We start from the raw sequence: 26,243 nt of genomic DNA, 5'->3' as shown, positions 1-26,243 counted from the left end.
TGCAACCACACAAACCTATTTCAACGTCATAAAACACACATCTCTAGTGTCTATTCTATAGGTTGTAAGCTGTGCCAGATTACGTGATTAGGCTGAAATAAAATGCCCAGTATATCGAGGAAAGAAGATGTTAAGATTTTTTAAAATCTCTAATGGACTGATTCAAGAGATTTCCAAAGAAGATGAGAATTTTGCCACGTTGCAAAAGGAGGCCAATTGGATCGATGCGGCGGAACCTGATGACGATGAGCGATTACAGCTGAAGGACTTATTAAGAACGGATCTTCCTGAGTCTGATGATGTTGAAGAGATTGAAGCGTCTGCTCGTTGTTTTGTTGATCAAGCGGGCATTCATGTTCACTCGCTATTTTTGAATCAAACGGAAGGTCGCCATAAGACGTCCACCGTCGCTTGTATTTTGCAGCAAGATAGGCTGATTACCATTCGTGAAACAGAATTGGCTGACTTTAGGTTGTTGCGTATGCGTGCGCGCCGAGGCCAAATCATTGTTGATTCAGCGGCGCATTTATTGGTTACCTTGCTTGAGAATAAAGTAGAGAACCACGCTGATACGCTAGAAGACTCTCATCGTCAGTTGGAAGGTGTCAGTCATTTGGTGCTGGAAGATGACGAAACCGAATTGGATACGATTATCGAGAAGCTAGCGCGGCTGGAAGACAGCAATGGAAAAATTCGTCTTTGTTTGATGGATACGCAACGTAATATTTCTTTTCTGCTACGACATTTACCGAATCGCCAAGACTATTCAGAAACACTGCGCGAGGTGATGCGTGACGTTGAAACCTTGATGTCCCATACCACGTTTTTGTTCGATAAAATCAACTTCTTGATGGATTCGACGCAAGGTTTTATTAACATCGAACAGAACAAAATCATCAAGATTTTCTCGATTGCTTCCGTGGTATTTTTGCCGCCAACATTGGTGGCTAGCATTTATGGGATGAACTTTAATATTATGCCCGAGGCTCGGCTGGGATTTTGGTTATCCTGCCGCGTTAGGCTTGATGGTGTTTTCAGCTTTTGCGCCTTATTGGTATTTTAAGCATCGTGGTTGGCTCTAGCGCAACGGCCTTCACTGCATTTATCACGCATAATCATGGTGAACGTCCATGATTATGCGCCTTTCTTGAATGATCAGACTTTTCTCCCCTGTTAATACGCCTTGAGCAGCATCTATTTTTTGTATTTGGTAATTACATATTGAAAATGTGGTTGAGAATGACTACCATTTGTCCAATATGTTTTATTCAGCGGAGAGTCTTGTGGAAAATTCAATACAGCAGAAAATAATCGATTTTTTGCAGGTCGGTGGGCCTGTCGTGTGGATTCTGATGGTGTTTTCTATCGTGGCTCTGACCATCGTTTTTTTGAAGCTTTGGCAGCTATCATCATTGCGTGCTGAAAGTCTCAAAACAACCAATGTGGCTTTGGATGCTTGGCGTAACCAAGGCGCGGAAAGTGCGCTTGAAAAGTTAGATGAAAAACGCCCGATTGATGCGCTTGTTGGTTATACCATGCGTGCCTTATTAGCAGCGAACACCAGCGCGGATTTGATTCGTGAAGAAGTGGAGCGTCGAGCGATGAGTCGACTCAATCAGCTTCGTTCCTATCTACGTCCATTGGAAATCATTGCTACCTTGAGTCCCATTGTTAGGGTTACTCGGTACAGTATTGGGTATGATTACCGCTTTCCAGCAAATGGAAGGGGCTGGGAATCAAGTGGATCCTTCTGTGTTATCTGGCGGTATTTGGCAGGCACTGTTAACGACTGCTGTGGGTTTGGCGGTAGCGATTCCTGTGGTGACATTACAAAGCTGGTTGGAGCGCAAGGTTGAGCGCATTGCTCACAACATGAACGATGCCGTGACTCAAGTTTTCACTAGCAAAGAAGCGAAGCATTTGGTGGCAAAAGCTACCAAAGAGATGCTGCATGCCGCTTAATCTTTCCCAACCTAAACGTAAGAATGCCATTAGCTTAACGCCACTGATCGATGTGGTGTTCATTCTTTTGCTGTTTTTTATGTTGACCTCGAGCTTTGTGCCTTGGCGTATTGTGGATACTCCTTTGTCTATGACGCCTGACACACAAAAGCCTGTCGAAGAAAAAGACAATCTTATTCTTACCTTGAAGCAAAACGATGATCAGGTTTGGGTGGAGGGGCAAGCCGTTAGTTTTTCCGATCAATCTCGCTTGCAGACACTTGTGGCAGACCATAATGGTGGCATTTTTGTCATCAAGGCGGAAGAGGGCGTTACCTTGCAGACCTTGATGCATCTTGCTGACCGTCTGAAGTTTAATGGTGCAAAAACCGTATCCATTGCGAATGCTTTTGCTATGCCGGAGACGAAATGAAAATAGGCGAAAAATACGCCACAAGAAACGCCGCCAATGATGACAACATGGTGCCGTTGATCAACGTGGTGTTTTTGATGTTGGTGTTCTTTATGGTGGCTGGCCAAATTCAAAAAGCCGATCCTATCGCTGTGATGCCGCCCCATTCTATCAATGACAATCGAGCGGTCACTGACCCCAGTATTGAAATCGTGTTAGGCACAGATGGCAGCTTGTATGTCGATGATGCCTTATTTTCTATTGATGATGTGCAAGCTTATTTGGAGCAGCAATTTGCTTCAGCACCGGACAAAGAAGCTTTTTGGGTACAAATTAAAGCAGATGGCAGTATTTCATTAGAGAAGTTACGTCCAGTGTTTAATCAAGTTCGGTTAGCAGGATTGACTAAGGTGAGTTTGGCAACACAATTAGAGCGAGGAAAAGAATGATTTCCACGCGACACTGGGTGATTGCAGGTAGTTTAGCAATATCACTCCATGCAGGGGCTTTTTATGCGGTTTTTTATAGCCCGACAGAGGGTAGTCAAGCGATTGGTTCTCAGGGTATTGAGTTTGATCTTGGTATGCTAGGCGATCTCGGTGCTGCAGCGCAAACAACGGCTGCGCAAGAAGAAGTCAAAGAAACCGAAGACGTTATGGAAGAGCCTATTGAAGAAGTTCAGCCAGAAGTCGAACCTGAGGTCGTTGAAGAGCCGGAGGTTATTGAAGAGCCGGTGATTGAGCCTGAGCCTGAAGTGATTGAAGAGCCTGTGGTAGAACCAGAAGTGATTCAGGAGCCAGAGCCTGTAGTGGTCAAGCAAAAATCGCCTATTGAAGTAAAAAAACCTGAGCCTAAGCCAAAACCAAAACCTGAGCCTAAACCAGAACCGAAACCAGAACCGAAACCAGAACCGAAACCAGAACCAAAACCTAAGCCAGAACCAAAACCTGAGCCAAAACCGCAGCCTGAATCGAACAAACAAGAGCAATCTGTGGTGAAGGCCGCTTCTCCGCAAGTTGCCCCACCTTCTATGGCGAACCGAAAGGTCACAACAGGTAGTGGTAATGCGGCGAGTAGTGGTGGTAACCCGGGCGCTAAGGCAAGTTATTTTACTCAGCTAAAATCGGTATTGGCACAAAATAAACGTTACCCAAGAGCCTCTCGTCGCCGCAATGAAGAGGGCGTGGTTTCCTTATCGTTTGTGGCCCATGCCGATGGCTCGGTGTCGGATGTGATGATTACAGAAAGCTCAGGACACAAACGCTTAGATGATGCGGTGTTAGATATGATTAAACGTTCAACACCATTACCGAAATTTCCTAAAGACATGACGGAAACCGAACTCAAGATAAACCTTCCCGTTTCCTTTAAGTTAAGTGACCTTATGTGATGGTTTTTAGTGAAACCTAGCCAAATGGAAAACGCCGTACTGGGTGATGACAGTACGGCGTTTTGTTATTGAAAGGATGTGTTTATTTAGCAATCAACTTTTCGGGTATCGGATTCTTCGGTAGCAGCAACCAAACCTTGCCAAAGTGTTTTAGCTGGCCTGCATGGAAGTGGGCTTCTTCGCCTATGCCCTGATACCAATCAATATGTCCTGGTCCTTTAATAGCACCGCCTTTGTCTTGTGCGAGTAATAGACGAAAATCATGCCCTATTAAGTTACCATAATGGTCTAGTTTAGGGACTTGAGCCAATAAAATGGACCCAAGCGGGATGACATTTGGATCAACCGCCGCAGAATAAAGCGGAGTTAATGGCACGTTTGCGGCGCCAACAGGGTTTTGTGGACCTTCGCTAAAAAACAAATAGCTTGGGTTAGTCGATAAAATCTCCCTATTGCGCTCAGGATGGTCGCTTAGCCATTGGCGAATACTTTGCGCTGAAATATCGGCCTTATCAATCTCACCTTTTTCAATGAGCACTTTTCCTAAACTACGATAAGCGTGGCCGTTCACTCCACCCCAAGATAAGAGTTTACGCTCGCCATTTTCATATTCAATAACGCCAGAGCCTTGTACATGTAGGAAAAAATTGTCGACCAAACTTGCGGTGTAAGCGATCTCTAAACCTTGTCCAGCGAGGGCGTTTTCAAAGTCGATTTCTTCACGGGAAGGAAATCTTCCTTCTGCATTTCGTTGGGTCGGCTTACGATAAAGTGGATAACGGTATACGTCATCTGGTTGATGACGCACTGGCAAAATGGGAACGTAATAGCCGGTGATCTGTACATTGCCTCTTTTATCTTGTCCTGCTAACTGGTGAGCTATCAATTTCGGTTGCTGGGTTGGATTGCGCAGCCAGTTGTCTATTTCTTGGGCAACGAGTCTTAAGTCGGCGACACTGGTTTGGGTGTTTTCTAGTAAATAATCTTTGTCTTTTATGCGATTTAAATACTTGATTTGCTGTGCTAAGCCACTTTGAAAGCTTTTGTCTGGATAAGGTAATCCTGGTGGAAGGCTTTCTTTTAGATATAGGGTGTCACGTTTCAATGCGGTGACGTCTCGACCATTATTCTCAAAGTCATTGGAGTGGTCAATCTCCGTTAAACTGCAGCTAGCCAGTAAGGTGAATGACGCTAGACAAAGAGGACGAAGGTTTAAAGAGAGTAATCGAGAAGGTTGAAGAGACTGAAAAAAAGAGGAAAAAGTCATAGGCCTGTTTCTATAAAATGAATCAATGAAGTAATAAAAGGTCGTGTTTTGACCACAAATGATGAGCGAGGTTCATCTTGAATTTTTATAGAAATGAAAGCAATCACAGAAAGAGAGCTTTACACTTAAAAGACGGGTTTTGTTCTACTGGGGAACCTTTTAGAACATCAGGTACTCATAGGCCTGTCTTAGACCGATGAAAACATCTTGGTCGCCGCCTCGATCTGGGTGGTGCTTTTGGGCCAACTTTCGGTAGTGTTGTTTAATGGTCGCTTTGGTTGGATTAGTGCTGTCGATTTGCAGTGTTTTAAGAGCCGAGTCTCGGTTGCCAGGTAAACTAATACCCTTATAGAAACTGTTAAGAAGACGAGAGACCTCATCAGCATCGGTTTTTTCGTATTCACTCCAATCTAGATAGTAGGCCGCCAGTTTTGCATCTGCGCTGTCGCTTAACGTGGTATTCTGCGAGAGATTGATGTGCGTGGCACTGAGTAACTGAATGCGCATCGCATTGATGCTAAGGGTTAAGCTTTCCTCTTGCCAGAGGCTACTTTGTAATTGATATAAGGCATTCATGATAAGAAAGTGTTGGCGAAAAAGTTGCAAGTTCGCATCGTCGGCCAACTGACGAAATTCGGGTAACTGATCTTTCAGTGTCTTGAGAATATCAAATTCACTGATGCCGCTAGGATGCGTTTTTAAAATCGCGAGAATAGGACCAACTAAGGGATTTTTCATATTAAGCTCTTATTGGTTTAGTGTTATTTCATACAGTGTATGTGATGACAGCAAAAAGGGTCAAAGTTGAGCGGAATATTTTTTGTTAACTTGGGTAGTTAAAAGACTTATTTATGTTGTGGATTATCGGAATTGTCATCGCACTTTTACTCTTGGTTGGACCAAGTGCTTGGGTAAAATACACCTTGAAGCGCTATTCTACCGAGCGTAACGACCTGCCTGGAACGGGCGGAGAACTGGCAACGCACTTGGTGAAACGCTTTGAGCTTAATGAGGTCAAAGTGGAAGCAACGCAAGAAGGCCATGACCATTTCGATTTTGGTCAACATGTTGTTCGTCTAAGTCCTAGTGTATTAAATGGTCGCTCGCTCACCGCTGTTGCGGTAGCGGCTCACGAAGTCGGTCACGCCATTGCCCACGAAAAGAAACAAAAAATCTCCCACCTTAGCACGCGTTATTTACCTTTAGCGCACATGGCGAGACGCATCACCGCAGGTTTATTGTTAGGCTGGCCAGCTATCACGCTGTTGCTGCATTTGCCTTACGCTGTGCCGCTGCACGCGTTGGTGGTTGGGTTATCTGGTCTGTTGGCCGTATTAGTGCAAGTCGCCATTCTGCCCGAAGAATGGGACGCCAGCTTTAACAAAGCCTTACCCATCCTTGCCGAAGGTAACTACATCCCACAGGAAGACCTACCCAAAGTGAAGAAGATCCTCACGGCCTGCGCCATGACCTACGTCGCCGCTGCACTCATCAAAGTCCTCTTCGTTTGGCGCTGGTTTAAGCGTTAGCACTTTGAGTTTCTATTTGAATCGAACCAAACGGCGTTTTTCCTCACTTGCTAACTCAAGAAAAGTACGCCTGTCTCATCAAAACGCCGTTTGGTTCTTACTGAGTTTAAGCCTATGGCGCGTAGGTCGGATGAGGGAGGTACGACCGTGATCCGACATATCCGGTCCTTTACACGCTCAAAGTGGATAAACAACTGTCACAAAAAAGGCATGAACTTCGCATAAAATCGTCTTACTATGAAAACTGACTTTTTGGTTAGTATTTTTTGATACGCAAGATGACTGTATGAATGGAGTATTTTCATGACGTTTTTTGTTCCTAAGGGCGCGACATTTTTCGCCTCTTCTTTGCTTTTTGCGGCGATGGCGCAGGCTTCTACTATTGACTTGCGGGTCATGGAAACTACGGATATTCACATGAATTTGGTGGATTACGATTACTACGGCGATAAGCAAAGTGACGCGGTGGGTTTGTCCCGTGTGGCGACCTTGATCAAGGCGGCCCGTGCAGAGGTTGCAAACTCTGTGTTGGTGGATAATGGTGACTTATTACAGGGCACGCCGCTGGGCGATTATGTGGCAAAAGGTCGCGTGTTGCGCTTCGGTGAAACTCACCCAGCTTTTAAAGCCATGAACCTCATGGATTACGATGTGGGTAACGTTGGTAACCATGAATTTAACTACGGTTTAGACTTTTTAATGAAAAGTTTGAGTGGCGCGAACTTCCCTTACGTTAACTCGAATGTCTACGTGGACGATGGCGACAACGATGCGTCTAATGACCAGCCTTACTTCCAGCCTTACATTATCAAAGACAAAACCTTCGTCGATTCTGACGGCAATAAACAATCGGTCAAAATAGGTTATATTGGCTTTGTGCCACCTCAAATTATGACGTGGGATAAAGACAACTTAACCCATAAAGTCATTGCCAAGGACATCATCGAAACCGCCAATAAATATGTACCAGAAATGAAGGCTAAGGGCGCGGATGTGATCATCGCGATCCCACACAGTGGCATGATGAACTCCCCTTATTTAAAAGGCGAAGAAAACGCCACATACCATTTGGCGAAAGTAGACGGCATCGACGCTATTTTGTTTGGTCATTCCCACCGTATCTTCCCTGGCGACAAGGCATTAGCTGAGTTTGAAGGCGTGGATGGTGACAAAGGCACCGTATTTGGCAAGCCTGCGACTATGCCGGGTTTTTGGGGTTCTCACCTTGGGGTGATTGATTTAACGCTTGAACCTGCGGGTAATGGTTGGAAAGTTGCCGATGGCAAAGCGGAAGTGCGTGCTATTGCACGTCGCGAAGGCCGTGACACGGTGGCTTTAGTGGAAGCCGACGCGAGTATTAATGACGCAGTGAAAACCGAACACGAAGGTACTTTGGAGTATATGCGTCGTAAAGTGGGTGAATCTACCGCTGACATCAATAGCTTCTTTGCACTGGTGCAAGATGATCCTTCTATTCAAATCGTCAATAATGCGCAGATTTGGTACGTGGAGAATATTGTTCGTGGTACGTCTTATGAAGGCTTGCCTATCTTGTCTGCGGCAGCGCCTTTTAAAGCCGGTGGTCGTGGTGGCCCAGAGTATTACACCGATGTGCCAAAAGGTGACATCGCATTGAAAAACGTCAGTGACTTGTACATTTACCCTAACGATTTAAAAGTGGTGAAACTGACGGGTGCGCAAGTAGTGGAGTGGCTAGAAGCGGCGGCGGGTCAATTTAATCAGATCGATCCCTATTCAACCGAGCCACAACAGTTGGTGAATGCGTCTTTCCCAACTTATAACTTTGATGTGATTGACGGCATTTCCTATAAGATAGATGTCACCCAACCGGCACGCTATAACAGCGATGGGGAAGTAATCAATCAAGATGCCCACCGCATCACTCATGTTATGTTTAATGGCGAAGCGCTTCGTCCGAAAGATGAGTTTTTAGTGGCAACCAACAATTATCGCGCAGGCGGTGGCGGTCACTTCCCGAACTTGAATGGCGACACCATTGTCATTGACGCACCCGATAAGAACCGTGACGTCGTTGCGAACTACTTGCTAAGCCAGGCGGTTATTAACCCAGCAGCAGATGGGAACTGGTCCTTTACGGGATTTGGTAAAGCAAACGTTTTGTTTACTACGGCGCCAAAAGCAAAAGAAGCTGCGGCTAAAAATATGATGTATAAGTCTTTAGACGAAAATGGCTTTGCTATCTTTGAGTTGAAATAGTTCAGTTGCAATAGTCTACAAATCCATACTTGGTTTTTCTTTAGCTAGAGCGTTAAATGCTTACATGGAAGTAAGCGTTTGACATTAATACGTTACTTTGGACCAAGGTGTGAAATGACGTTCAGGATTGTTTGACCTGTATCGATAGCTATACCTACACCGCAAAAGTGTATGAATTGTTACCTAATCGTAATGGAATTGACTTATGACGTTTAAAAAGAAAATATTAGCAATTCTACTTTTAGTGGGTTTTCTTCCTGTTTTAATTTCTTCGGCAGTGGCGGTTTATTTCTCATCAGACGCTTTAATCAAAATGGGCAATAATCAATTAATGTCGTTAAGAGAAACCAAAAAACAATCTGTCGTAGCGTATCTTGAGACCTTATCAAATGGGCTTTCTTTGTTAGCGGAAAACCCTTCTGTCGTGCGTATGTTGCCTATTTTGGAAAATACTTATAATCGGCTAAAAGCCATTCCCGTTGATGATAATAAACTTGGTGAGTTAAATCGTTTTTATCAAACAGAATTCGCCTCAAGGCTGCCGGAAAACGAGACGGCGAGCTTTCAATCTAGCTCTCTAACGTCTCAGATGTCGCCTGCCGCCATTGCTTTGCAATATGCCTACATAGCGAATAACCCTCACTCTGTAGGAGAAAAAGATAAAGCGTTAACATCGGACGATATTCCAGCTTACGACGGTTTCCATCAAAGTATTCACCCCTATTTGCAAAAAGTGCAGCAAGAGTTTGGTTTCTATGATGTTTTTTTGGTGTCGTTAGACGGTGATGTTATTTACACCGTGTTTAAAGAGGTGGATTTTGGCACCTCTTTAAAAACTGGCCCTTTTAAAAGTTCTGGTCTAGCAATGGCTTATCAAAAGGCGTTGTCATCAGATGGTGTCACGTTTACCGATTTTTCTTTGTATTTGCCGTCTTACCAAGCACCAGCAGGCTTTTTATCAACACCGGTTTATCGAGAAGGAAAGCAGATAGGGATTGTGATCGCACAATTTCCAATTGATGCGTTGAATCAGATCATGTCACAGAATATTGGTCTGAGCATGACGGGTGAAACCTATTTAATGGGTGAGGATGGAAAGATGCGTTCAGATTCTATCCTTGATCCAGAATCTCACTCTGTTCTGGCATCGTTTCGTTATCCAGATCGAGGCCGAGTTGATACCCTTGCTTTGACTGAAGGTAGTCAAGGCATTTCAAATACGCAACTTAGTAAAAACTATAAGGGCGACGCGGTGCTGTCTTCTTATGCACCATTTGAATATAAGGACTTGAAATGGATTTTGACAGCAGAAATGAGTGAAGCGGAAGCGTTAGCCAGTGTAAACAAGCTCAATTATGCTTTTCTAATATTGGCGATTGTTATCGGTATCTGTGTGGTGTTCATCGCTTTGTGGGTAGCGCGAGCGGTATTGGCCCCTCTTGGAGCAGAGCCTAAAGAAATGCAGCGAATTGCAGAAAAAATTGCCGCTGGAGATCTATCACTTCATTTTAGTGATACCGCATCAGCATCTAGCGTGTATGGTGCGATGCGAAGCATGTCGAATAATCTTAATGAGTTGATTCAACAAGTAAAAAATAGCGCTGTATCTCAATCTGCTTCTTCTCGTGAACTCGCTACTATCTCTGAGCAGGCTAGTGCTAACGTGCAGTCTCAGCACACGAGCACAACAGAAATTGGTAACTCGATGCAGCAGATGGCCATTTCTGTGACAGATGTTGCGCGTAATATTCAAGAGGCAGCCAGTGCAGCAGAAGACGCCAAACAGCGGGTGAGCGAGAGTCAGCAAGAGCTATTAAATGCTGTTAACGATATGACGCAAGTGACGGAGGAAGTGCACAAAGCACGTGTTACCGTAGATACACTAAATCAACGTACGGAAGACATCTCTAAAGTCGTGGTGACTATTCAGGGGATTTCTGATCAGACCAATTTACTTGCTTTGAATGCCGCGATTGAAGCTGCCCGTGCCGGTGAGTCTGGTCGTGGTTTCGCGGTAGTTGCCGATGAAGTGAGGAGTTTGGCATCAAACACTCAAAAAGAAACTGAGCAAATTGCGGACATCATTCGCCGCTTACAAACAGAGGCATTAGCCGCTCAAAAGATGCTGCATGCTTGTGTGGATTACGTACAAAAAGTATCGGGTGCAGCCAGTCATACAGCACAGTCGCTTGAGGATGCGGTCCATTATGTCGATAACGTCAGTAATATGATGGAACAAATCGCCAGTGCTTCGGAAGAGCAGGGCGTGGTTGCCAATGAGATAAGCGGGAACGTTGAAATTGTCACCAAAGCTTCCTCACAGAATGAGAAGACCATCGCTGAAATATCAAAATCGAGCGATGATATGGCAAAACTATCGGCGAATCTTGAACGTATTATTAGTCGCTTTAAGCTCGGTTGAATAAATACTGGTGATTTTAGTTCGCTAAAAAGTTCATAAAAAGCCAAGTTGAGAAAGACGTCAACTTGGCTTTTTTTATCTCATAATCTCTTAGGTGATTACCGCTGTTTGGTTGCGTATTCAGGGTGAATCCAAACTGGCGCGTCGAGTTTTGGTAGTGGTGCTTTGCCAAGGATCATGTCGGCGGCTTTTTCGGCCACCATGATGGTGGGAGCGTTCAAGTTACCATTGGTGATGGTAGGGAACACGGAGGAATCCACCACACGTAGGTTCTGCAAACCACGCACTTGGCATTGCTCGTTAAGTACGGCCATCGGGTCGTTGTCGTCGCCCATCTTACAAGTACAAGAAGGGTGGTAAGCGCTTTCCACGTTTTTCTTTACCCATTGGTCGATCTGCTCGTCGCTTTGGATATCCATACCCGGTTGAATTTCTTCACCGCGGTATTCGTCCAAGGCAGACTGTTGCAGCACTTCACGGGTTAAGCGAATGGTATCGCGCCAATCCTGTTTGTCTTGTTCAGTGGTGATGTAGTTGAACAAGATACGAGGTTTGGCTGCTGGATCAGACGACTCAATCCATAATTTACCACGGCTTTCTGGTTTGTTTGGGCCAACGTGTACTTGGAAACCGTGACCTTTAACCGCGGCTTTGCCATCGTAGCGCATGGCCGCTGGCAAGAAGTGGTACTGAATATTTGGCCACTTGAGTCCAGCACGAGAGCGGATGAAACCACAGGATTCAAAATGGTTAGTCGCACCTAAGCCCGTTTTGAACAAGATCCAGCGCGTGCCGATTAGGCCTTTGCTGATCAAATCCAACTTGCTGTTTAAGCTTACAGGTTGCTTGCAGTAGTATTGGAAGTAGACTTCCAAATGGTCTTGCAAGTTTTCGCCCACGCCAGGCAGCTCATGCAGTACAGGCACGCCTGCTTTTTCCAACACCTCTTTTGGGCCACGCCAGACAGTTGCAATAGTTGTGGTGAACCCACAGAACCTGCCGAAAGGATCACTTCCTTATTGGCGCTCACTTGTTGCACTTGTCCGTTTTTACTGAACTCAACACCCGTCGCGACTTTGCCGTCAAATAAAACTTTATGGCTAAGCACGCCTGTTTTTACGGTGAGGTTCGGACGTGACATGGCTCGACGCAAGTAGGCATTAGAGGTTGATGCACGTACACCATTTTTGACCGTCATGTGCATGGGGCCAAAGCCTTCTTGGCGGAAACCGTTGTAGTCATCGGTTTGACCGTAGCCTGCTTGTTCGCCTGCTTTGATGAAGGCGTTATAAAGCGGGTTGTACGTCATGTCGTTGCCGTTATTGGTCGACAATGGGCCTTCGCCGCCACGGTAGAGTGTTGCGCCGTCTTTCCATGTTTCGGCTTTTTTGAAGTAGGGGAGGCAAGACTGGTAATTCCAACCTTTGGCGCCTTTTTCTTCCCATTCATCAAAGTCGCAGGCATGACCACGAACATACACCATGCCGTTGATGGAAGACGAACCACCCAGTACTTTACCGCGTGGACAATGCATTTCACGATCATCCAGCCCGGGTTCTTTTTCCGTGTGGAATTGCCACGCGTACTTGTCGGTATTCATTGGGTAAGATAACGCCGTTGGCATTTGGATAAAGATGCTCTTATCCGAGCCACCCATTTCCAGCAACAGAACCTTGTTCTCACCGCTTTCTGTCAGTCGGTCCGCCAGCACACAGCCTGCGGAGCCAGCACCAACGATAATGTAATCGTATGTTTCGTTTGCCATGTCTACTCCTGTCTCTTCTGTGAGCCGCTTAGTAAGGGCTTTCGATGTCGTTTAGATCAACAAAAACGCTCTTGTTTTGCGTGTAGTGGTACAGGGTCTCGATGCCATTTTCGCGACCAATGCCAGACTCTTTGTAGCCGCCCACAGGCATTTCTGCCGGAGACGCACCCCAAGAGTTGATCCAGCAAATACCTGCTTGCAACTGATTGATTACACGGTGAGCGCGAGCGAAGTCTTTGGTGAATACGCCAGCGGCTAGGCCAAGTTTGGTATCATTGGCACGGGCAATTACTTCGTCTTCGTCGGTGAAGCTCAGTACTGACATCACAGGGCCAAAAATTTCATCGCGTACTTGCGGCATATCATCAGTGCAGTCGGTGAAGACAGTCGGAGCCACAAACGCGCCTTTGTCTAAGCCCTTTTCCGTGACTTGGTAACCGCCACATAACAAGGTCGCCCCAGCGTCTTTAGCGGCTTGAATGTAGCCTAAGACTTTTTGCATGTGATCTTTAGAAATGAGTGCGCCAACTTGTGTTGCCATGTCCATTGGGTCGCCAATGATCATGGCTTCGGTGCGTGCTTTGAGTTCTTTGGTGAAGGCATCCATCATGTCGGCATGGACAAACACACGGGTGCCGTTGGTGCATACTTCGCCTTGGGTGTAGAAGTTTGCCAGCATAGCGGCAGAAACGGCTTGATCCACTGGCATGTCAGGGAAGATGATCATCGGCGATTTACCGCCAAGCTCCATGGTGACTTGTTTCAAAGACTGTGAAGACGCGGCCATCACTTTCTTGCCTGTGCCAACCTCACCGGTGAAAGACACTTTGTCGATGTCTGGGTGGTTGGTGATCATTTGGCCTGTGCGTGCATCCCCTTGGATAACGTTGAAGACGCCATCAGGCAAGCCTGCTTCGGTGAAGATTTCTGCCAGTTTAAGCGCCGTGAGTGGTGTTTCTTCAGATGGTTTGAAGATCATCGCGTTGCCTGCTGCCAAAGCAGGGCCTGATTTCCACATGGCGATTTGAATAGGGTAGTTCCACGCGCCAATGCCTGCGCAAATGCCAAGCGGTTCACGGCGAGTATAGAAGAAATTACCATTGCCAAGATCTTGGTAATCGCCTTGGATTTTGTCCGTAAGGCCTGCGTAATATTCGATAACATCGGCACCAGTTTGGATGTCGACGACAATGGCTTCTTGCAGAGGTTTGCCTGTGTCGAGCACTTCTAGGCGTGCTAATTCTTCGTTGCGCTCACGCAATAGATCGGCGGCTTTTTTCAAAATGCGGCCGCGTTCAACAGGCTTCATCGCTGCCCAGACTTTTTGGCCTTGTTTGGCAGATTCAACAGCAGCATCGAGTTCAGCTTGTCCTGCGTGCTCTACTGTTGCAATCACTTCGCCTGTGGCTGGGTTGATTGTCTCGAAGTGTTCTCCGCTGGTGGATGCATGGTAGCGGCCATGAATGTATTGCTGCTGATGTGCCATGTTGTGCCTCTTTTTGTCTGTTTCAATGTTCTGTTTAGGATCATTGAAGTATTTGAATTTTTATTAAACGCGCGTTTAATAAAAACAATTGTACATATTTTGACTATAAATTGCAGCTTGAAACCATGAATTAGTGTTTTTAGGGCAAAAAAATGGCGTTTTAGAGCGACAGGAAAGAGAGGTCATGAGATGCCTCAGAATGAACAAAATACGCGGTGAACGCGTATTTGGTCTCGACTCAAATGTTGAGCCGAGACGGGCTTTTTAATCGTATTACGAAGGTCTAAGAAGGGGATTACAGGCGAATAACACCATTCGTATCAGGGCTTATTGGACTTGGAACATAGGCATCTGCCATGTCATCGTTGAGCCATTCGGTACCATCTAATACATAACGAAATTGGTACGAGGTATCGATCTCCAAACTGATTGTCGATGCAAATACACCAGATTTCTGTTTTTTCATTGGATTGGCTTCGCTGTCCCAGTTATTAAAATCACCAACAACAGCAACGCTTTTGGCCTCGCCAATCTTGTCGGCTGGTAGGGCAAATTTCACTTTGCATTCGGGTTTGGTTTTTAAGTAGGTTTTCTCAATCATTTCCAGCTCCATGGTCTAGTGATAGACAAAATAAGGTAAGGCTACTGCAAAAGCCTGAGTGCAACAAAATGTGCTTTTGAAGCGAGCTTCTAGTGCAAATAGCAAGCAAAGCTTACGCCACATTTTATAACTAATTAATTTATAATAATAAAATTCTTAATGAGCGTTTTCTGCTATCTGGTTAAAGCATATTCCTAGCTTTAATTGTTCCCCATTGCGCTATTCTGGGGCTTACGGCACTCATACACAATTGAAACGAAAATTCACAATATAAACGGATTTATGTCCTATAGTTAAATGACACCAACAAAAATAACGAGGTGTTGTGATGGACATTCAAATGGTCGTTCTTATTGCGTTAAGTGTGATGCTGGTCATTAAGATTATTTATCTGGTTGTCTTTAAACGCCCTGAACAAGAGGATGACCATTCCCATGGTCACCATTCTCATTCACGAGGGCATCACCACGATTCACGCTAGGACATTCTAGGGTATTAAGCCTGAGTGCCGCTGTTGTGCCCTCGGTAACGTTTATTTTTCGCTTCTTTGACTGTATTTAGGTCTACTAGGACCAAACCGTCTACACAGTAGCCAAAGTCGGCATCGACGCCAAAGTCTAAGAAGCGAACCCCACCGGGTTCACATAATTCGCTGTACTGCTTGAACAAGGTTGGCACACTCGCACCAAAGTGGCTGAGTTGTTCTTTTAATAGCCTGAAATCTTCTTCATAGTCCTCTCCGCTGAAAATATCGGAAATAATGTCCGCATGTTCGGCGTTGATTTGGTAAGGCGTAAAAGAGCGTGCTAAATGCTCTTTGTCGGCAAAATACAGTTTGTAAAAAGAGACAATAAAATCTTTTGCCACTTGCGGATAACTGTTGCTTAGACTCACTGGACCAAACATATAACGTATTTCAGGGTGTTTATCCAAATAGGCACCGATGCCGTACCATAAATAATCCAGACTGCGTTTGCCCCAATATTTGGGTTGAATAAAACTGCGCCCTAATTCGATCCCTTGTTCGAAGTAAGGCTCCATATCGCAAGAGTATTGAAATAACTCGGCACTGTAGATGCGATTTGGAGTGTCTGACTTCATGTAACGCGCCACTTCACCAATTCGATAAGCGCCAACGATTTCCAGTTCTTCTTCATCCCATAGAATTAAATGGCGATAGTATTGATCAAACTTATCCAGATCAGAACGCTCTCCTGTGCCTTCACCGACTTTACGAAAGGCAATCTCGCGCAAGCGCCCAATTTCTTTCATCGTCACTGACATAGGGTCGTAATCAAACAGATAAATTTGTTTGTTGTCCTTGGTACTGCCAAGGTGTTCTGCCAGTTTTAACTCTTGTTTGATCAGTTGTCGGTTTTGCGGGTGCTCGACGGTTTTTTCTGTTTTTAACAGCGGTTTTCTGCCTTTGGCAATACGGTACAAATGGCGTTTGACCAGTTTGTTTTTTTCTTTATCGCTTAACGGTAATTGTGCCAATTCTTGAATCGGAATGGCTTGGCCTACTTGCATGGGTATTTTGCGATTTCGCTGACGAAACATTTCGTTCGCAAGCTGCAGCGTAGACAATGGGCGATACAAAATAGAACTGGTATAAAACAACATAGAGTTACGTCCGCCGATGTGAACGGGCAACAATGGGCTGTTGGTTTTCTGCGCCAATTTAAGATAGTTCTGATTCCATTGTTGGTCTTTTACACCACTTGGTGACATCCGCGACACTTCTCCGGCTGGGAAAATAATCACGGCTTCTTCATTATGTAAGCAGCTCATGATGGCTTTGAGTTGCTGGCGCCCTGTTTTGCCACCTAGATTATCGACCGGTAAGACCAGTTTTTTTAAACCGTCAAAGCCCATCAATAAATCATTGGCGACGATTTTTACATCTGGACGGATCTCACCAATTAATCGAAGTAACGCAAGACCATCCAAAGCACCAAGTGGGTGGTTGGCGATAATCATAACGCGGCCACTGGCAGGAATGTTGCGTCGATCAACTTGGCTCACTTGGTAACTAAAGTTGAAGTGATCCAGTACACGGTCAATAAATTCGAAGCCGACACAGCCGTGGTTTTTTTCCAGGAATTGATTGACTTCATTTTCGTGGAATAAGCGTTTTAACAGGCTTAACGTTGGGCGAGTGATAAGAGGGCTTTTGTCGAAAAACTGAGGCGATTTACTGGCAATCATTTGCTCAACTTGTATCACAGTCGTACTCCGCTCTAATAAGATTTCAGATGTCATAGTAAGCAGGGTAGAGTGTCAATGTGACAAAGACGTGACGTTTGTGTGGCGAGTATGTGACCAAAAGTTTTCAAGCATGAAGGTGAAAAAAAGCCCACCAATAAGGTGGGCCAAAAGTCGCTGACTAGAGAGTTAAACAATAAACAATCGGCGACTGAGGCTCGAGTAAATTCGCTACTTCATGGTTGGCATAGAAAATTCTGCGCCAGCGCGAAGGCCCGTTGGCCAGCGGGCCGTGATGGTTTTCATGCGAGTATAGAAACGCACACCATCGGGTCCATGCATGTGCAATGGGCCAAACAAAGAACGTTTCCAGCCGCCAAAGCTATGGAAGGCCATGGGCACAGGAATGGGCACATTGACGCCCACCATGCCTACTTGAACGTCTTCACAGAACTGACGAGCGGTATCGCCATCACGGGTAAAGATTGACGTGCCATTACCGTATTCGTGGGCATTGATCATATCCAAGGCTTCTTGATAGCTGGTGGCCCGAACGACGCATAAAACAGGGCCGAAAATTTCTTCGTTATAGATGCGCATACCTTGTTTGACATTGTCGAATAAGGTGGGTCCAACGAAATAACCATGTTCATTGCCTGGGTAGACAAAATCGCGGCCATCGCGCACCAACGTCGCGCCTTCTTCGACACCAATGCGGATGTAGTCTTTGATTTTTGCACAATGCTCTTTGGAGATGACGGGACCCATGTGTGCTTCTTCAGGTAAGCCGATACCTGGGCCGACTCGCATGACATCAATTTCAGTGCTTAAGCTGTGGATCAAATTATCGGCCACGCTGTCGCCTACACAAACCGCGACAGAAATCGCCATACAACGTTCACCCGCTGAGCCGTAGGCCGCTCCCATTAGGGAACCAACGACTTGGCTTGGATCTGCATCTGGCATGACGATCATATGGTTTTTAGCGCCGCCCAATGCTTGTACGCGTTTACCATGGGCAGAAGCGGTTGCGTAAATGTATTCAGCAATGGGCGTTGAGCCAACAAAGCTCACTGCTTGAACTCGTTCATCCGTTAGCAGTACATCTACCGCTTCTTTGTCGCCATTAACGATATTGAATACACCATCTGGGAGACCCGCTGCGGAGAGCAGTTCGGCTAAGCGTAATGGCACGGATGGGTCTTTCTCGGATGGTTTCATGACAAAGGTGTTGCCGCAGGCAATGGCAACAGGGAACATCCACATTGGTACCATAGCAGGGAAGTTAAACGGTGAAATGCCAGCGCAAACGCCAAGTGGTTGCATCAAAGACATGCTGTCGACGCCGCGACCAACGTTTAGGCTGTGTTCGCCTTTTTGTAGATGTGGAATGCCGCAAGCAAATTCGACGACTTCGATACCACGCGTTAACTCACCTTTGGCATCGGAGAATACTTTGCCGTGCTCGTTGGTGATCATCGCGGCGATTTCGTCTGCGTGCTCCTCCAGCAAGGCTTTAAATTTAAACATGACACGAGCACGGTTAAGCGGAGTGACCTTGCTCCATGTGTTAAACGCTTCTTGTGCTGAGGCAATCGCGGTGCGAGTTTCATCGGCGCTAGACAGCGCAACGTTAAGACTTTGTGCCCCCGTTGCTGGATTGTAGACTGTACCCGTGCGACCGCTTTGGCTGGCCATGTGCTGACCGTTAATGTAGTTACCTAATGTTTGCATGAGAGTACCTAACGTTTGCATGTGTTTTTTGTTGTCGTTAACGTGGGTGCTCTAGCGTTAACGACACGAATAAAAGCCGGTGATTATTGGACGATGTCTATCCCAGACTCAGCGCATAGTGCTTTTAAGTTGTTTGCCCCCATTGTGGCGTAAGTTAATGGGTGTGCAACGGCTGGATCTTGTTCTGCTTCTACCACTAACCAGCCAGAATAGTTGCTGGCTTTAAGTTGTTTGAACAAGCTGCTGTAATCGATAAAGCCGTCGCCAGGTACAGTAAATACGCCATTTAACATGGCATTCAAGAAGCTGATATCGCGGTTCTTAGCGTCCTTTAAGATCTCAGGGCGAAGATCTTTGCAATGTACGTGAATAATGCGATCCGCGTGTTTTGCTTGAACTTCTAATGGGTTACCACCAGCAAATGTCATGTGGCCCGTATCTAAAAGTAAGCCAACAGAAGGACCTGTGTGTTTCATCAATAAATCAACTTCGTGTTGGCTTTCAATGACGGTTCCCATATGGTGGTGGTAAGCAATTTGTACCCCTTCAGATAGGCAGTAGTCCGCGACCTGAGTGAGTTTTTTACTCATTTCAGCGATTTTTTCTTCGCTGATAATAGGGCGGTGCGACAATGGGGTTTCGATTTGACCATGGATACAGCCTGTGACTTCGCAGTACACCATGGCTTTTGCGCCAAGGGATTTCAATAAATGAAGATGCGGCTTAATGGCCTCAATTTCTTCTTCGACACTGCGCGTTAATAATTCGCCGCTGAACCAGCCTGAAACCAAGTCCAAACCATGTGCTTTTAGAATAGGGCCAAGTACTTCTGGTGTGCGAGGGAACTTTTGACCTAACTCAAAGCCACTAAATCCCGCTTGTTTGCCTTCTGTTAAACAAGTTTCAAGGGAAGTTTCTGCGCCCAGTGTGGGTAGGTCGTCGTTTGTCCAAGTTAATGGGTTAATGCCGATTCTGACGCTCATATTATTATTCTCCGATCAGTAAATGCGAAATGATGTTCAGTATTACAAGTGTTTAAATTGAGCTGCTTTACGTTGTTCGTATTCCTTGCGAGCGTCGCTGACTTGTTTGCGCTCTGAGACTTCAGCTAATGCGACATCCCACCAATGTCCGCCTTCTGCTGTCGTTTTCAGCGGATCGGTATCTAAGGTGATGACATAACTGATAGGGAGGCTCTTAGCGCGTACAAGGGCTTGCTCTAATTCCGCGATGTTGGCGACTTTTTCAGCGTTAGCGCCAAGTGCCCTGGCATGAGCCGCAAAGTCGGTTTTAGGCGCGCCTTCAGGCACACTAAAACAATCGTCTAAAAGGTTGTTAAAGCCTGCACCGCCACCGGCTTGTTGTAAGCGGTTAATACAGCCAAAACCTCGGTTGTCTAGCACAACAGCGATGATTTTTTGACCTAGCATCACTGAGGTGGCGATTTCAGAGTTGAGCATTAGGTAAGAACCGTCGCCCACCATGACGAACACTTCGGATTCAGGGCTTGCCATTTTGGCGCCTAAGCCACCGGCCAATTCATAGCCCATGCAGGAATAGCCGTATTCCATGTGGTAGCCGCGGTGGTAACGCGTCCGCCATAACTTTTGTAATTCACCTGGTAAACCGCCAGCCGCGCATACCACCATGTCTTCTTCGCCAGCCGCGCGATTGACGGCCCCAATAACTTCGGCATCACTGGGTAAATTTGTGCCTTGATCCGTGGTCGCTTGATCGACAATATGTTGCCAGTTAACGCGCTCGTTTTCGGCTCTATCAACCCAAGAAGACTCTAGCTGCCAGCCTTGGAGGGCCTTACTTAACAGTGGCAGGGTGGCTTTTGCGTCTCCTACTAGCGCTTGGCTCTTATGTTTGATGGCATCAAAAGACGCTACGTTTAGGCTGACGATTTTGGCATCTGGATGGATAAGAGAACGGGACCCCGAGGTGAAGTCACCAAGGCGAGTACCAACGGCAATAATCAAGTCCGCATCAGCACATAGGTTATTGGTTGAGGCCGCGCCTGTGACACCGATACTTCCCATATTGTGTTTGTGGTCCCAAGGCAGAGCGCCTTTGCCGGCTTGTGTTTCACCTACAGGCAGTTGGAATTGGCTAACAAAGGCATCGAACTCTTTGAGCGCACCAGAATAATGAAGGCCGCCTCCTGCGATGACGACCGGTTTTTTGGCCTGTCGAATCAGTTTAAGCGCGTCGTTTAGCTCATAAAAATCCGGTGTTTGGCGACGTAGGCGATGGACTTTTTCGTCGAAGAAACTAATAGGATAGTCGAATGCCATGGTTTGCACGTCTTGCGGTAACGCTAATGTCGCAGGGCCGCATTCAATCGGATCCGTTAGCACGCGCATGGCTTGCGGCAACGAGGTTAACAGTTGCTCCGGACGAGTAATACGATCAAAAAAGCGACTGACTGGGCGAAAACAATCATTCGACGTGATGGTCATGTCTTGGAAGCTTTCGACTTGTTGGAGTACTGGATCTGGCATACGAGTGGCAAAGGTGTCGCCCGGAAGAAACAAGACAGGAATACGATTCACATGCGCCACAGCTGCTGCCGTCACCATGTTCACCGCACCGCGTCCGCCGACGCAGTACAAGCCATCATTTGTTGACGGTTTTTGGTTTTAGCGTAGGCAATAGCGGCATGTGCCATGCCTTGTTCATTGTGTGCGCGATAAGTCGGCAGTTGATCTTTTACTTGGTAAAGCGCTTCGCCAAGACCGGCAACATTACCGTGACCGAAAATCCCCCATACACCCGCAAACATGGGTTGAATACCATTATCTGTTTCTATTTTTTGCGCCATCATAAAGCGGACGACGGCTTGGGCCATGGTAAGTGTTATTGTTGTCATGTGAATTTCCTTTAAGCCTGTTTCTGTTGTGGCTGCTGCTGGGACTGAGCGGTGTGGCGTTCTTTCCAATAAGAGACGAGCCTCCAAATAGTTTGACACAATGGCGTCGATAAACTGTTGATCGCTATAGCGATTTGCTAACCATTCACGGCTTGGTTCGCTAAAAATAGAACGCCCCACCGCGAAGCCTTTGCAAATATCAAAACCTGCGCTATTAACAAAGCCTTCTTTGAGTTCGTTCATTGGCGCGTCTAAACCTAGCATCACCACACCACGGCAGTGTTTATCATGGTGCTGAATTATGTCGGTAATGGCTTGCCAGTTTGCTTTCGATTGAGGTGGCAGCTTCCACCAGTCTGGGCGCACATCTAGGTGGTAGAAACGTTTCATGGCGTTCGTGAAAAGGCTGTCATCAAAGGCTTTGTCTCGTGGTGGAATGATTTCCAACAACAGTTCATGGCCGGAAGTGCAGCAAGCATGGTAGAGCCTCAACCACTTGGCGCTCTTGGGCAACACGCAGCTCTATTTCATCTTGTGAATGGTAGAAAACGAGGCATTTTACGATGTGCTCTTTTGGCCAGCTTTTTAGGCGAGAACCGATGCTACGCCCGCCTTCTAACTCGATAGGGCGAGAGCTTGGAAGTTCCACTGGACGACCAATCCAAAGGCCGCGCCCCGTCACCGCATTGAGTGCATCTTGTCCATAGGTATCATCAATGAGGACACCGTACTGGCTACCACCTAGTTGGCGGGAACCTACATCTAAGGCATCGACTAATAGACGTTTCAGCGTTTTAATTCGGGCTGGATCGGCCCCTTCTTCACGGGCCATATCAAAGAGTTGTTTGCGATGGTCGAAGGCAAAAATACACAGGTCTTGCCAGTCATAAGGCAGTCTTTCTGTGGTGACTCGATGTAAATGATTCAGTTCACGATCCAAGTCTGGGCGTTTAATGTGTGCCGCACGAGCAATATAATTATCCAGTTCTTCCGCGCTTGGAATAGCCGGAGCACAACCATGACGCGAAACAACCAAAGCGCCACATGCATTGGCGTAGGCACAAGACTGTTCTGCGGATTCGCCGCGTATCCAGCCCCGTAAGAAGCCACTCATAAAGGCATCACCGGCGCCAAGCACATTGAGTACCTCAACGCGAACGCCAATATGTCGCTCAAAGGCGTTCATAGAGTCAGGGATCGCTCCTTCCAGTACCGTACAACCTTGAGAGCCAAGTTTCAGCACTATGGTGGCCGTGCTTAGTTCACGGATTTTTTTCAGTGCCGTGATGGTATCTGTGCTGCCACCTGCAATATGTATTTCTTCTTCTGTGCCCACAATCAGATCAAAATCCGCCAGAATACTTTGTAAGTGTGCTGAGACTCTTTCATTGGAAATAAAGCGGGTTTCACCATCGCCTGGGTTGGTTAGTCCCCAAAGAACAGGGCGGTAGTCGATATCTAGGGCGCATTTCGTGCCCGCTTGCTTAGCGTAGGCAATGGCTTGTTTGCTGGTTTCGTAAGTGTTTTCAGTGGAGAAGTGAGTGCCTGTAATAACAAGGGCTTTGGCTGAACCAATAAAGTCCGCATCAAAGTCGTCTTTACTGACGGCCATATCGGCACAGTCGTTACGGTAGAAAATTAATGGGAAGGTGTCTTGGTCTTTGATGCCTAATACGACCAAGGCCGTCAAACGTTCGGGATCCGTAATAACGTGACTGGTGTCGACACCTGCACGGGCTAACTCTTCTTTAACAAAGCGGCCCATGTGTTCATTACCAACACGTGTCAACATGGCGCTTTTTAAACCAAGACGAGCTGTCCCAAAAGCCATGTTGCCAGAAGAGCCGCCGAGATATTTTGCAAAACTGCTGACATCTTCTAAACGACTGCCTATTTGCTCTGAATACATATCGACCGCAGCGCGTCCAAGACAAATCAGATCTAACGTTTTATCTTTGAGCATGGTTCTTCATCTCCCGTATCAGCCGAAATGACAACAAGGTGAATAGTACTTTGTCGAAAATGAAGTGGCTGTTTTTTTTATTGTGTAATCTACCTTCGAAGATAATAGAATATATATTCTATATTTTCAATATGTTGGAATGAATTTTTCCATAATGTGTTTTTCAATTTAAAATCTTTATAAAACAATGCGTTATATTTTTTAATGAGATTTACATAATAATTCTGCCAATGGAGGAAATAAAACAGCCTGTGTGAGGGCTGCAGAGTGTATCTGCTCGCCTGGGTTCGCTGTGTGGGATATGAATCATTAATCAGTTCGCCTATTGAGCTAATGATTGGTTAACAAAATCAATGCTGTCTTGAACCGCTTGTTTTGGATTTGGAAGGTCCCACACTTTTTTAGAGAAAGGTTCGAATGACACCGGGCCTAAATAACCTGCTGCCAGTAAAGTGCGGAGCTGCTCAATATTGTCTAAACGATCTTTGGGACCGACTAGCACTCGGTCTCCGTCTAGCATGTCGTTGAAGGTTATGTCGTCTTCTAGGCCAGAGATATGAATGAGCCCCGTGCGCTCGGGAAAGAATTCCTCTTCGCCAGCGCCTTTATGATGGAAAGTGTCGTGCACTGTTGGCCTACCCATGATTTTTGAGTGTGTTGAAAGGTGTGACAGAGGAAGGCAAACGGCTGGTGGTTTTACTCTGCCATTAAATTACATTTTGGGCTTGACAACGGTGGCAATATCCATCAAATTGGAATATATATTCTATATTGATTTTTTGTGGAATATACATATTCGAATGGGTTGCATCTCAGTGATATAAACCAGTCGAATGTTTAGAGATCTAGAGGCACTTTGTAGAGTGCGTCTGGGTTTGATCTCTAGACGCGTTTTACCGGAAAAAATAAAAACAATTAGAGCGTGTCAGCGCTTACTTTCGAGGAAATCGCATAATGAAAAAACTACTTCTTACTGCCATCGCGTCTTCAGTTATCGCAACGTCTGTTTCTGCTGCGGATCTTAAGATTGGCGTCTCAATGGCCTTGTTTGACGATAACTTTTTGACGACTTTGCGCAACGGTATTCAATCAGCTGCCAAGGAGCAGGGGGTTGATGTTCAAATAGAAGACGCCAAAAATGGCGTTGGTAATCAATTAAATCAAGTTCAGAATTTTATCGCTTCTGGTGTGGATGCCATCATTATTAACCCTGTTGATACCGATGCAACCTTATCCATTTCCGATGATGCCCAAGCCGCTGGTATTCCCCTCATTTATGTTAATCGCCAACCTATCAATGTTGATTTGCTTCCAGATAATCAAGCGTTTGTGGCATCGGATGAGAAAGTCTCGGGAACGTTGCAGACTCAAGAAGTGTGTCGCCTATTAAATGGCAAGGGCAACATTGTGGTCATGATGGGTGAGTTAACCAACCAAGCGGCGTTACAGCGCACACAAGATATTCATGATGTTATTGCCACGCCAGAGTGCTCAGGCCTAAAAGTGGTTCAGCAACAAACAGCAGAATGGTCACGTACCAAAGGCAGCGATTTGATGACCAACTGGATTGCTGCTGGTATCCAGTTTGATGCGGTTATTTCAAACAACGACGAAATGGCGATCGGTGCGATTCAGGCATTAAAAGCCGCTGGCCGTTCAATGGATGAGGTTGTGATTGCGGGTATTGATGCCACTACTGACGGCTTGGCTGCCATGAAAGCGGGTGAGTTGGATGTAACGGTTTTCCAGAGTGCTGATGGGCAAGGTCGTGGTGCTGTAGACGCAGCCGTTAAGCTCATTAATGGCCAAAGTGTGGATCGTAAAGTATGGGTGCCGTTTGAATTGGTGACACCTGAAAATCTAAACGATTACCTTTAAGTTTCTTAACTAAAAACGCTTTTAATTAAAATAAAAATAGGAGGGATTGCGTTATGAATAGCGCAGCAGTTGAGGAAACCGTGTCTGTGAATGGCGCAACTCCTCCCAAAGACCACTCGTGTGAATACGTATTAGAAGTTGTTAATGTGTCCAAGGGGTTTCCTGGTGTATTGGCATTGGATGACGTGTGTTTGAAAATTCGTCCGGGTACGGTCCATGCGTTAATGGGGGAAAATGGTGCGGGAAAATCCACCTTGATGAAGGTGATTGCTGGCATTTATCAGCCAGATAGTGGCGAAGTGAGGTTAAGAGGAGAGCCTGTTACCTTAGAAACACCTCTGAAAGCGCAAGAGTCTGGCATTGCTATGATTCATCAAGAGTTGTTGTTGATGAATCAAATGACGGTGGCGGAAAATATTTGGATTCGACGAGAGCCAACTAACGCCTTTGGTTTTATTGATCATGCCAAAATGGCTCGCATGACGGAAGAATTGTCTCGTACGTCTTAATATTAAGCTTGATCCAGAAGCCGAGATT

19 protein-coding genes and 4 pseudogenes are annotated in these 26,243 nt (G+C 46.0%); 12 read left to right on the top strand and 11 right to left on the bottom strand.

The window, feature by feature from the left end; translation table 11 throughout:
- Positions 1–127: 127 nt before the first annotated feature.
- From corA to AC0L6V_RS15595, 6 genes and pseudogenes are all read left to right on the top strand, one after another.
- Entirely contained in the window at positions 128–1,063 is a 936-nt protein-coding gene (corA, locus tag AC0L6V_RS15620) for a magnesium/cobalt transporter CorA (RefSeq protein WP_473481863.1), read from the top strand.
- Positions 1,064–1,698: 635 nt separating this feature from the next.
- Positions 1,699–1,818 (top strand): annotated as a pseudogene (locus AC0L6V_RS15615) (MotA/TolQ/ExbB proton channel family protein); the annotation flags it as partial.
- The gene (locus tag AC0L6V_RS15610; protein WP_265218195.1) at positions 1,819–1,962 is read left to right on the top strand and encodes a hypothetical protein; all 144 of its coding nucleotides are present in this window, start codon (positions 1,819–1,821) and stop codon (positions 1,960–1,962) included.
- A complete protein-coding gene (locus AC0L6V_RS15605) occupies positions 1,952–2,374 on the top strand; it encodes an ExbD/TolR family protein (RefSeq protein WP_265218074.1) in 423 nt (140 codons plus the stop codon). Before AC0L6V_RS15610 ends, AC0L6V_RS15605 begins: the two co-directional genes overlap by 11 nt.
- On the top strand, positions 2,371–2,802 hold the full coding sequence (locus tag AC0L6V_RS15600; RefSeq protein ID WP_265218073.1) for an ExbD/TolR family protein: 432 nt from the start codon (positions 2,371–2,373) through the stop codon (positions 2,800–2,802). The genes AC0L6V_RS15605 and AC0L6V_RS15600 overlap by 4 nt, the downstream gene beginning before the upstream one ends.
- Positions 2,799–3,743: an energy transducer TonB gene (locus tag AC0L6V_RS15595; protein WP_409418760.1), complete on the top strand. Its 945-nt coding sequence runs from the start codon at positions 2,799–2,801 to the stop codon at positions 3,741–3,743. Before AC0L6V_RS15600 ends, AC0L6V_RS15595 begins: the two co-directional genes overlap by 4 nt.
- Positions 3,744–3,825: 82 nt before the next feature.
- On the opposite strand, the gene mltA is transcribed toward AC0L6V_RS15595, so the two are convergent.
- Positions 3,826–5,010 (bottom strand): murein transglycosylase A, encoded by a 1,185-nt coding sequence (gene mltA, locus AC0L6V_RS15590; RefSeq protein WP_265218070.1) that lies wholly within the window; start codon positions 5,008–5,010, stop codon positions 3,826–3,828.
- Between the two features lie 159 nt (positions 5,011–5,169).
- Positions 5,170–5,748, bottom strand: coding sequence for a DNA-J related domain-containing protein (locus AC0L6V_RS15585; protein WP_265218069.1), 579 nt, complete (start codon positions 5,746–5,748; stop codon positions 5,170–5,172).
- A gap of 113 nt (positions 5,749–5,861) precedes the next feature.
- Between AC0L6V_RS15585 and AC0L6V_RS15580 the strand changes: the two genes are divergently transcribed.
- From AC0L6V_RS15580 to AC0L6V_RS15570, 3 genes are all read left to right on the top strand, one after another.
- Complete coding sequence (locus AC0L6V_RS15580) at positions 5,862–6,539, top strand: zinc metallopeptidase (protein ID WP_265218068.1); 678 nt, start codon at positions 5,862–5,864, stop codon at positions 6,537–6,539.
- Positions 6,540–6,842: 303 nt separating this feature from the next.
- A complete protein-coding gene (locus AC0L6V_RS15575; RefSeq protein WP_265218067.1) occupies positions 6,843–8,777 on the top strand; it encodes a bifunctional 2',3'-cyclic-nucleotide 2'-phosphodiesterase/3'-nucleotidase in 1,935 nt (644 codons plus the stop codon).
- A 205-nt stretch (positions 8,778–8,982) separates the two neighbouring features.
- Entirely contained in the window at positions 8,983–11,199 is a 2,217-nt protein-coding gene (locus AC0L6V_RS15570) for a methyl-accepting chemotaxis protein (protein WP_265218066.1), read from the top strand.
- A 98-nt stretch (positions 11,200–11,297) separates the two neighbouring features.
- Here the strand turns inward: AC0L6V_RS15570 and betA are convergent.
- From betA to AC0L6V_RS15555, 3 genes and pseudogenes are all read right to left on the bottom strand, one after another.
- A pseudogene (gene betA / locus AC0L6V_RS15565) lies at positions 11,298–12,964 on the bottom strand (choline dehydrogenase).
- 28 nt (positions 12,965–12,992) lie between these two features.
- A complete protein-coding gene (gene betB, locus AC0L6V_RS15560) occupies positions 12,993–14,450 on the bottom strand; it encodes a betaine-aldehyde dehydrogenase (RefSeq protein WP_418138411.1) in 1,458 nt (485 codons plus the stop codon).
- A gap of 295 nt (positions 14,451–14,745) precedes the next feature.
- On the bottom strand, positions 14,746–15,051 hold the full coding sequence (locus AC0L6V_RS15555) for an isoamylase early set domain-containing protein (protein ID WP_265218065.1): 306 nt from the start codon (positions 15,049–15,051) through the stop codon (positions 14,746–14,748).
- Positions 15,052–15,379: 328 nt separating this feature from the next.
- On the opposite strand from AC0L6V_RS15555, the gene AC0L6V_RS15550 reads away from it, so the two are divergent.
- Positions 15,380–15,532 carry a hypothetical protein gene (locus AC0L6V_RS15550; protein ID WP_157959187.1) on the top strand — a complete coding sequence of 51 codons (153 nt, stop codon included), beginning with the start codon at positions 15,380–15,382 and terminating at the stop codon, positions 15,530–15,532.
- 14 nt (positions 15,533–15,546) lie between these two features.
- On the opposite strand, the gene olsF is transcribed toward AC0L6V_RS15550, so the two are convergent.
- The 6 genes and pseudogenes from olsF to AC0L6V_RS15520 form a co-directional block, all read right to left on the bottom strand.
- The gene (gene olsF / locus AC0L6V_RS15545; RefSeq protein ID WP_409418757.1) at positions 15,547–17,277 is read right to left on the bottom strand and encodes a bifunctional ornithine lipid synthase OlsF; all 1,731 of its coding nucleotides are present in this window, start codon (positions 17,275–17,277) and stop codon (positions 15,547–15,549) included.
- A gap of 210 nt (positions 17,278–17,487) precedes the next feature.
- Complete coding sequence (locus AC0L6V_RS15540) at positions 17,488–18,990, bottom strand: CoA-acylating methylmalonate-semialdehyde dehydrogenase (protein ID WP_418138410.1); 1,503 nt, start codon at positions 18,988–18,990, stop codon at positions 17,488–17,490.
- A gap of 83 nt (positions 18,991–19,073) precedes the next feature.
- Complete coding sequence (iolE, locus tag AC0L6V_RS15535; protein WP_265218063.1) at positions 19,074–19,973, bottom strand: myo-inosose-2 dehydratase; 900 nt, start codon at positions 19,971–19,973, stop codon at positions 19,074–19,076.
- 42 nt (positions 19,974–20,015) lie between these two features.
- A pseudogene (iolD, locus tag AC0L6V_RS15530) lies at positions 20,016–21,865 on the bottom strand (3D-(3,5/4)-trihydroxycyclohexane-1,2-dione acylhydrolase (decyclizing)).
- Between the two features lie 11 nt (positions 21,866–21,876).
- A pseudogene (locus AC0L6V_RS15525) lies at positions 21,877–23,828 on the bottom strand (bifunctional 5-dehydro-2-deoxygluconokinase/5-dehydro-2-deoxyphosphogluconate aldolase).
- A 322-nt stretch (positions 23,829–24,150) separates the two neighbouring features.
- Positions 24,151–24,456 (bottom strand): hypothetical protein, encoded by a 306-nt coding sequence (locus tag AC0L6V_RS15520; RefSeq protein ID WP_409418754.1) that lies wholly within the window; start codon positions 24,454–24,456, stop codon positions 24,151–24,153.
- 326 nt (positions 24,457–24,782) lie between these two features.
- On the opposite strand from AC0L6V_RS15520, the gene AC0L6V_RS15515 reads away from it, so the two are divergent.
- A complete protein-coding gene (locus AC0L6V_RS15515) occupies positions 24,783–25,706 on the top strand; it encodes a sugar ABC transporter substrate-binding protein (RefSeq protein ID WP_265218060.1) in 924 nt (307 codons plus the stop codon).
- 53 nt (positions 25,707–25,759) lie between these two features.
- Positions 25,760–26,215 (top strand): ATP-binding cassette domain-containing protein, encoded by a 456-nt coding sequence (locus AC0L6V_RS15510; protein ID WP_418138408.1) that lies wholly within the window; start codon positions 25,760–25,762, stop codon positions 26,213–26,215.
- Positions 26,216–26,243: the final 28 nt, after the last annotated feature.

This window comes from Marinomonas sp. G8-14 (genome assembly GCF_055808935.1).
Note: the sequence above shows the minus strand (reverse complement) of the source record. Positions and strands in the feature narration are given on the sequence as shown.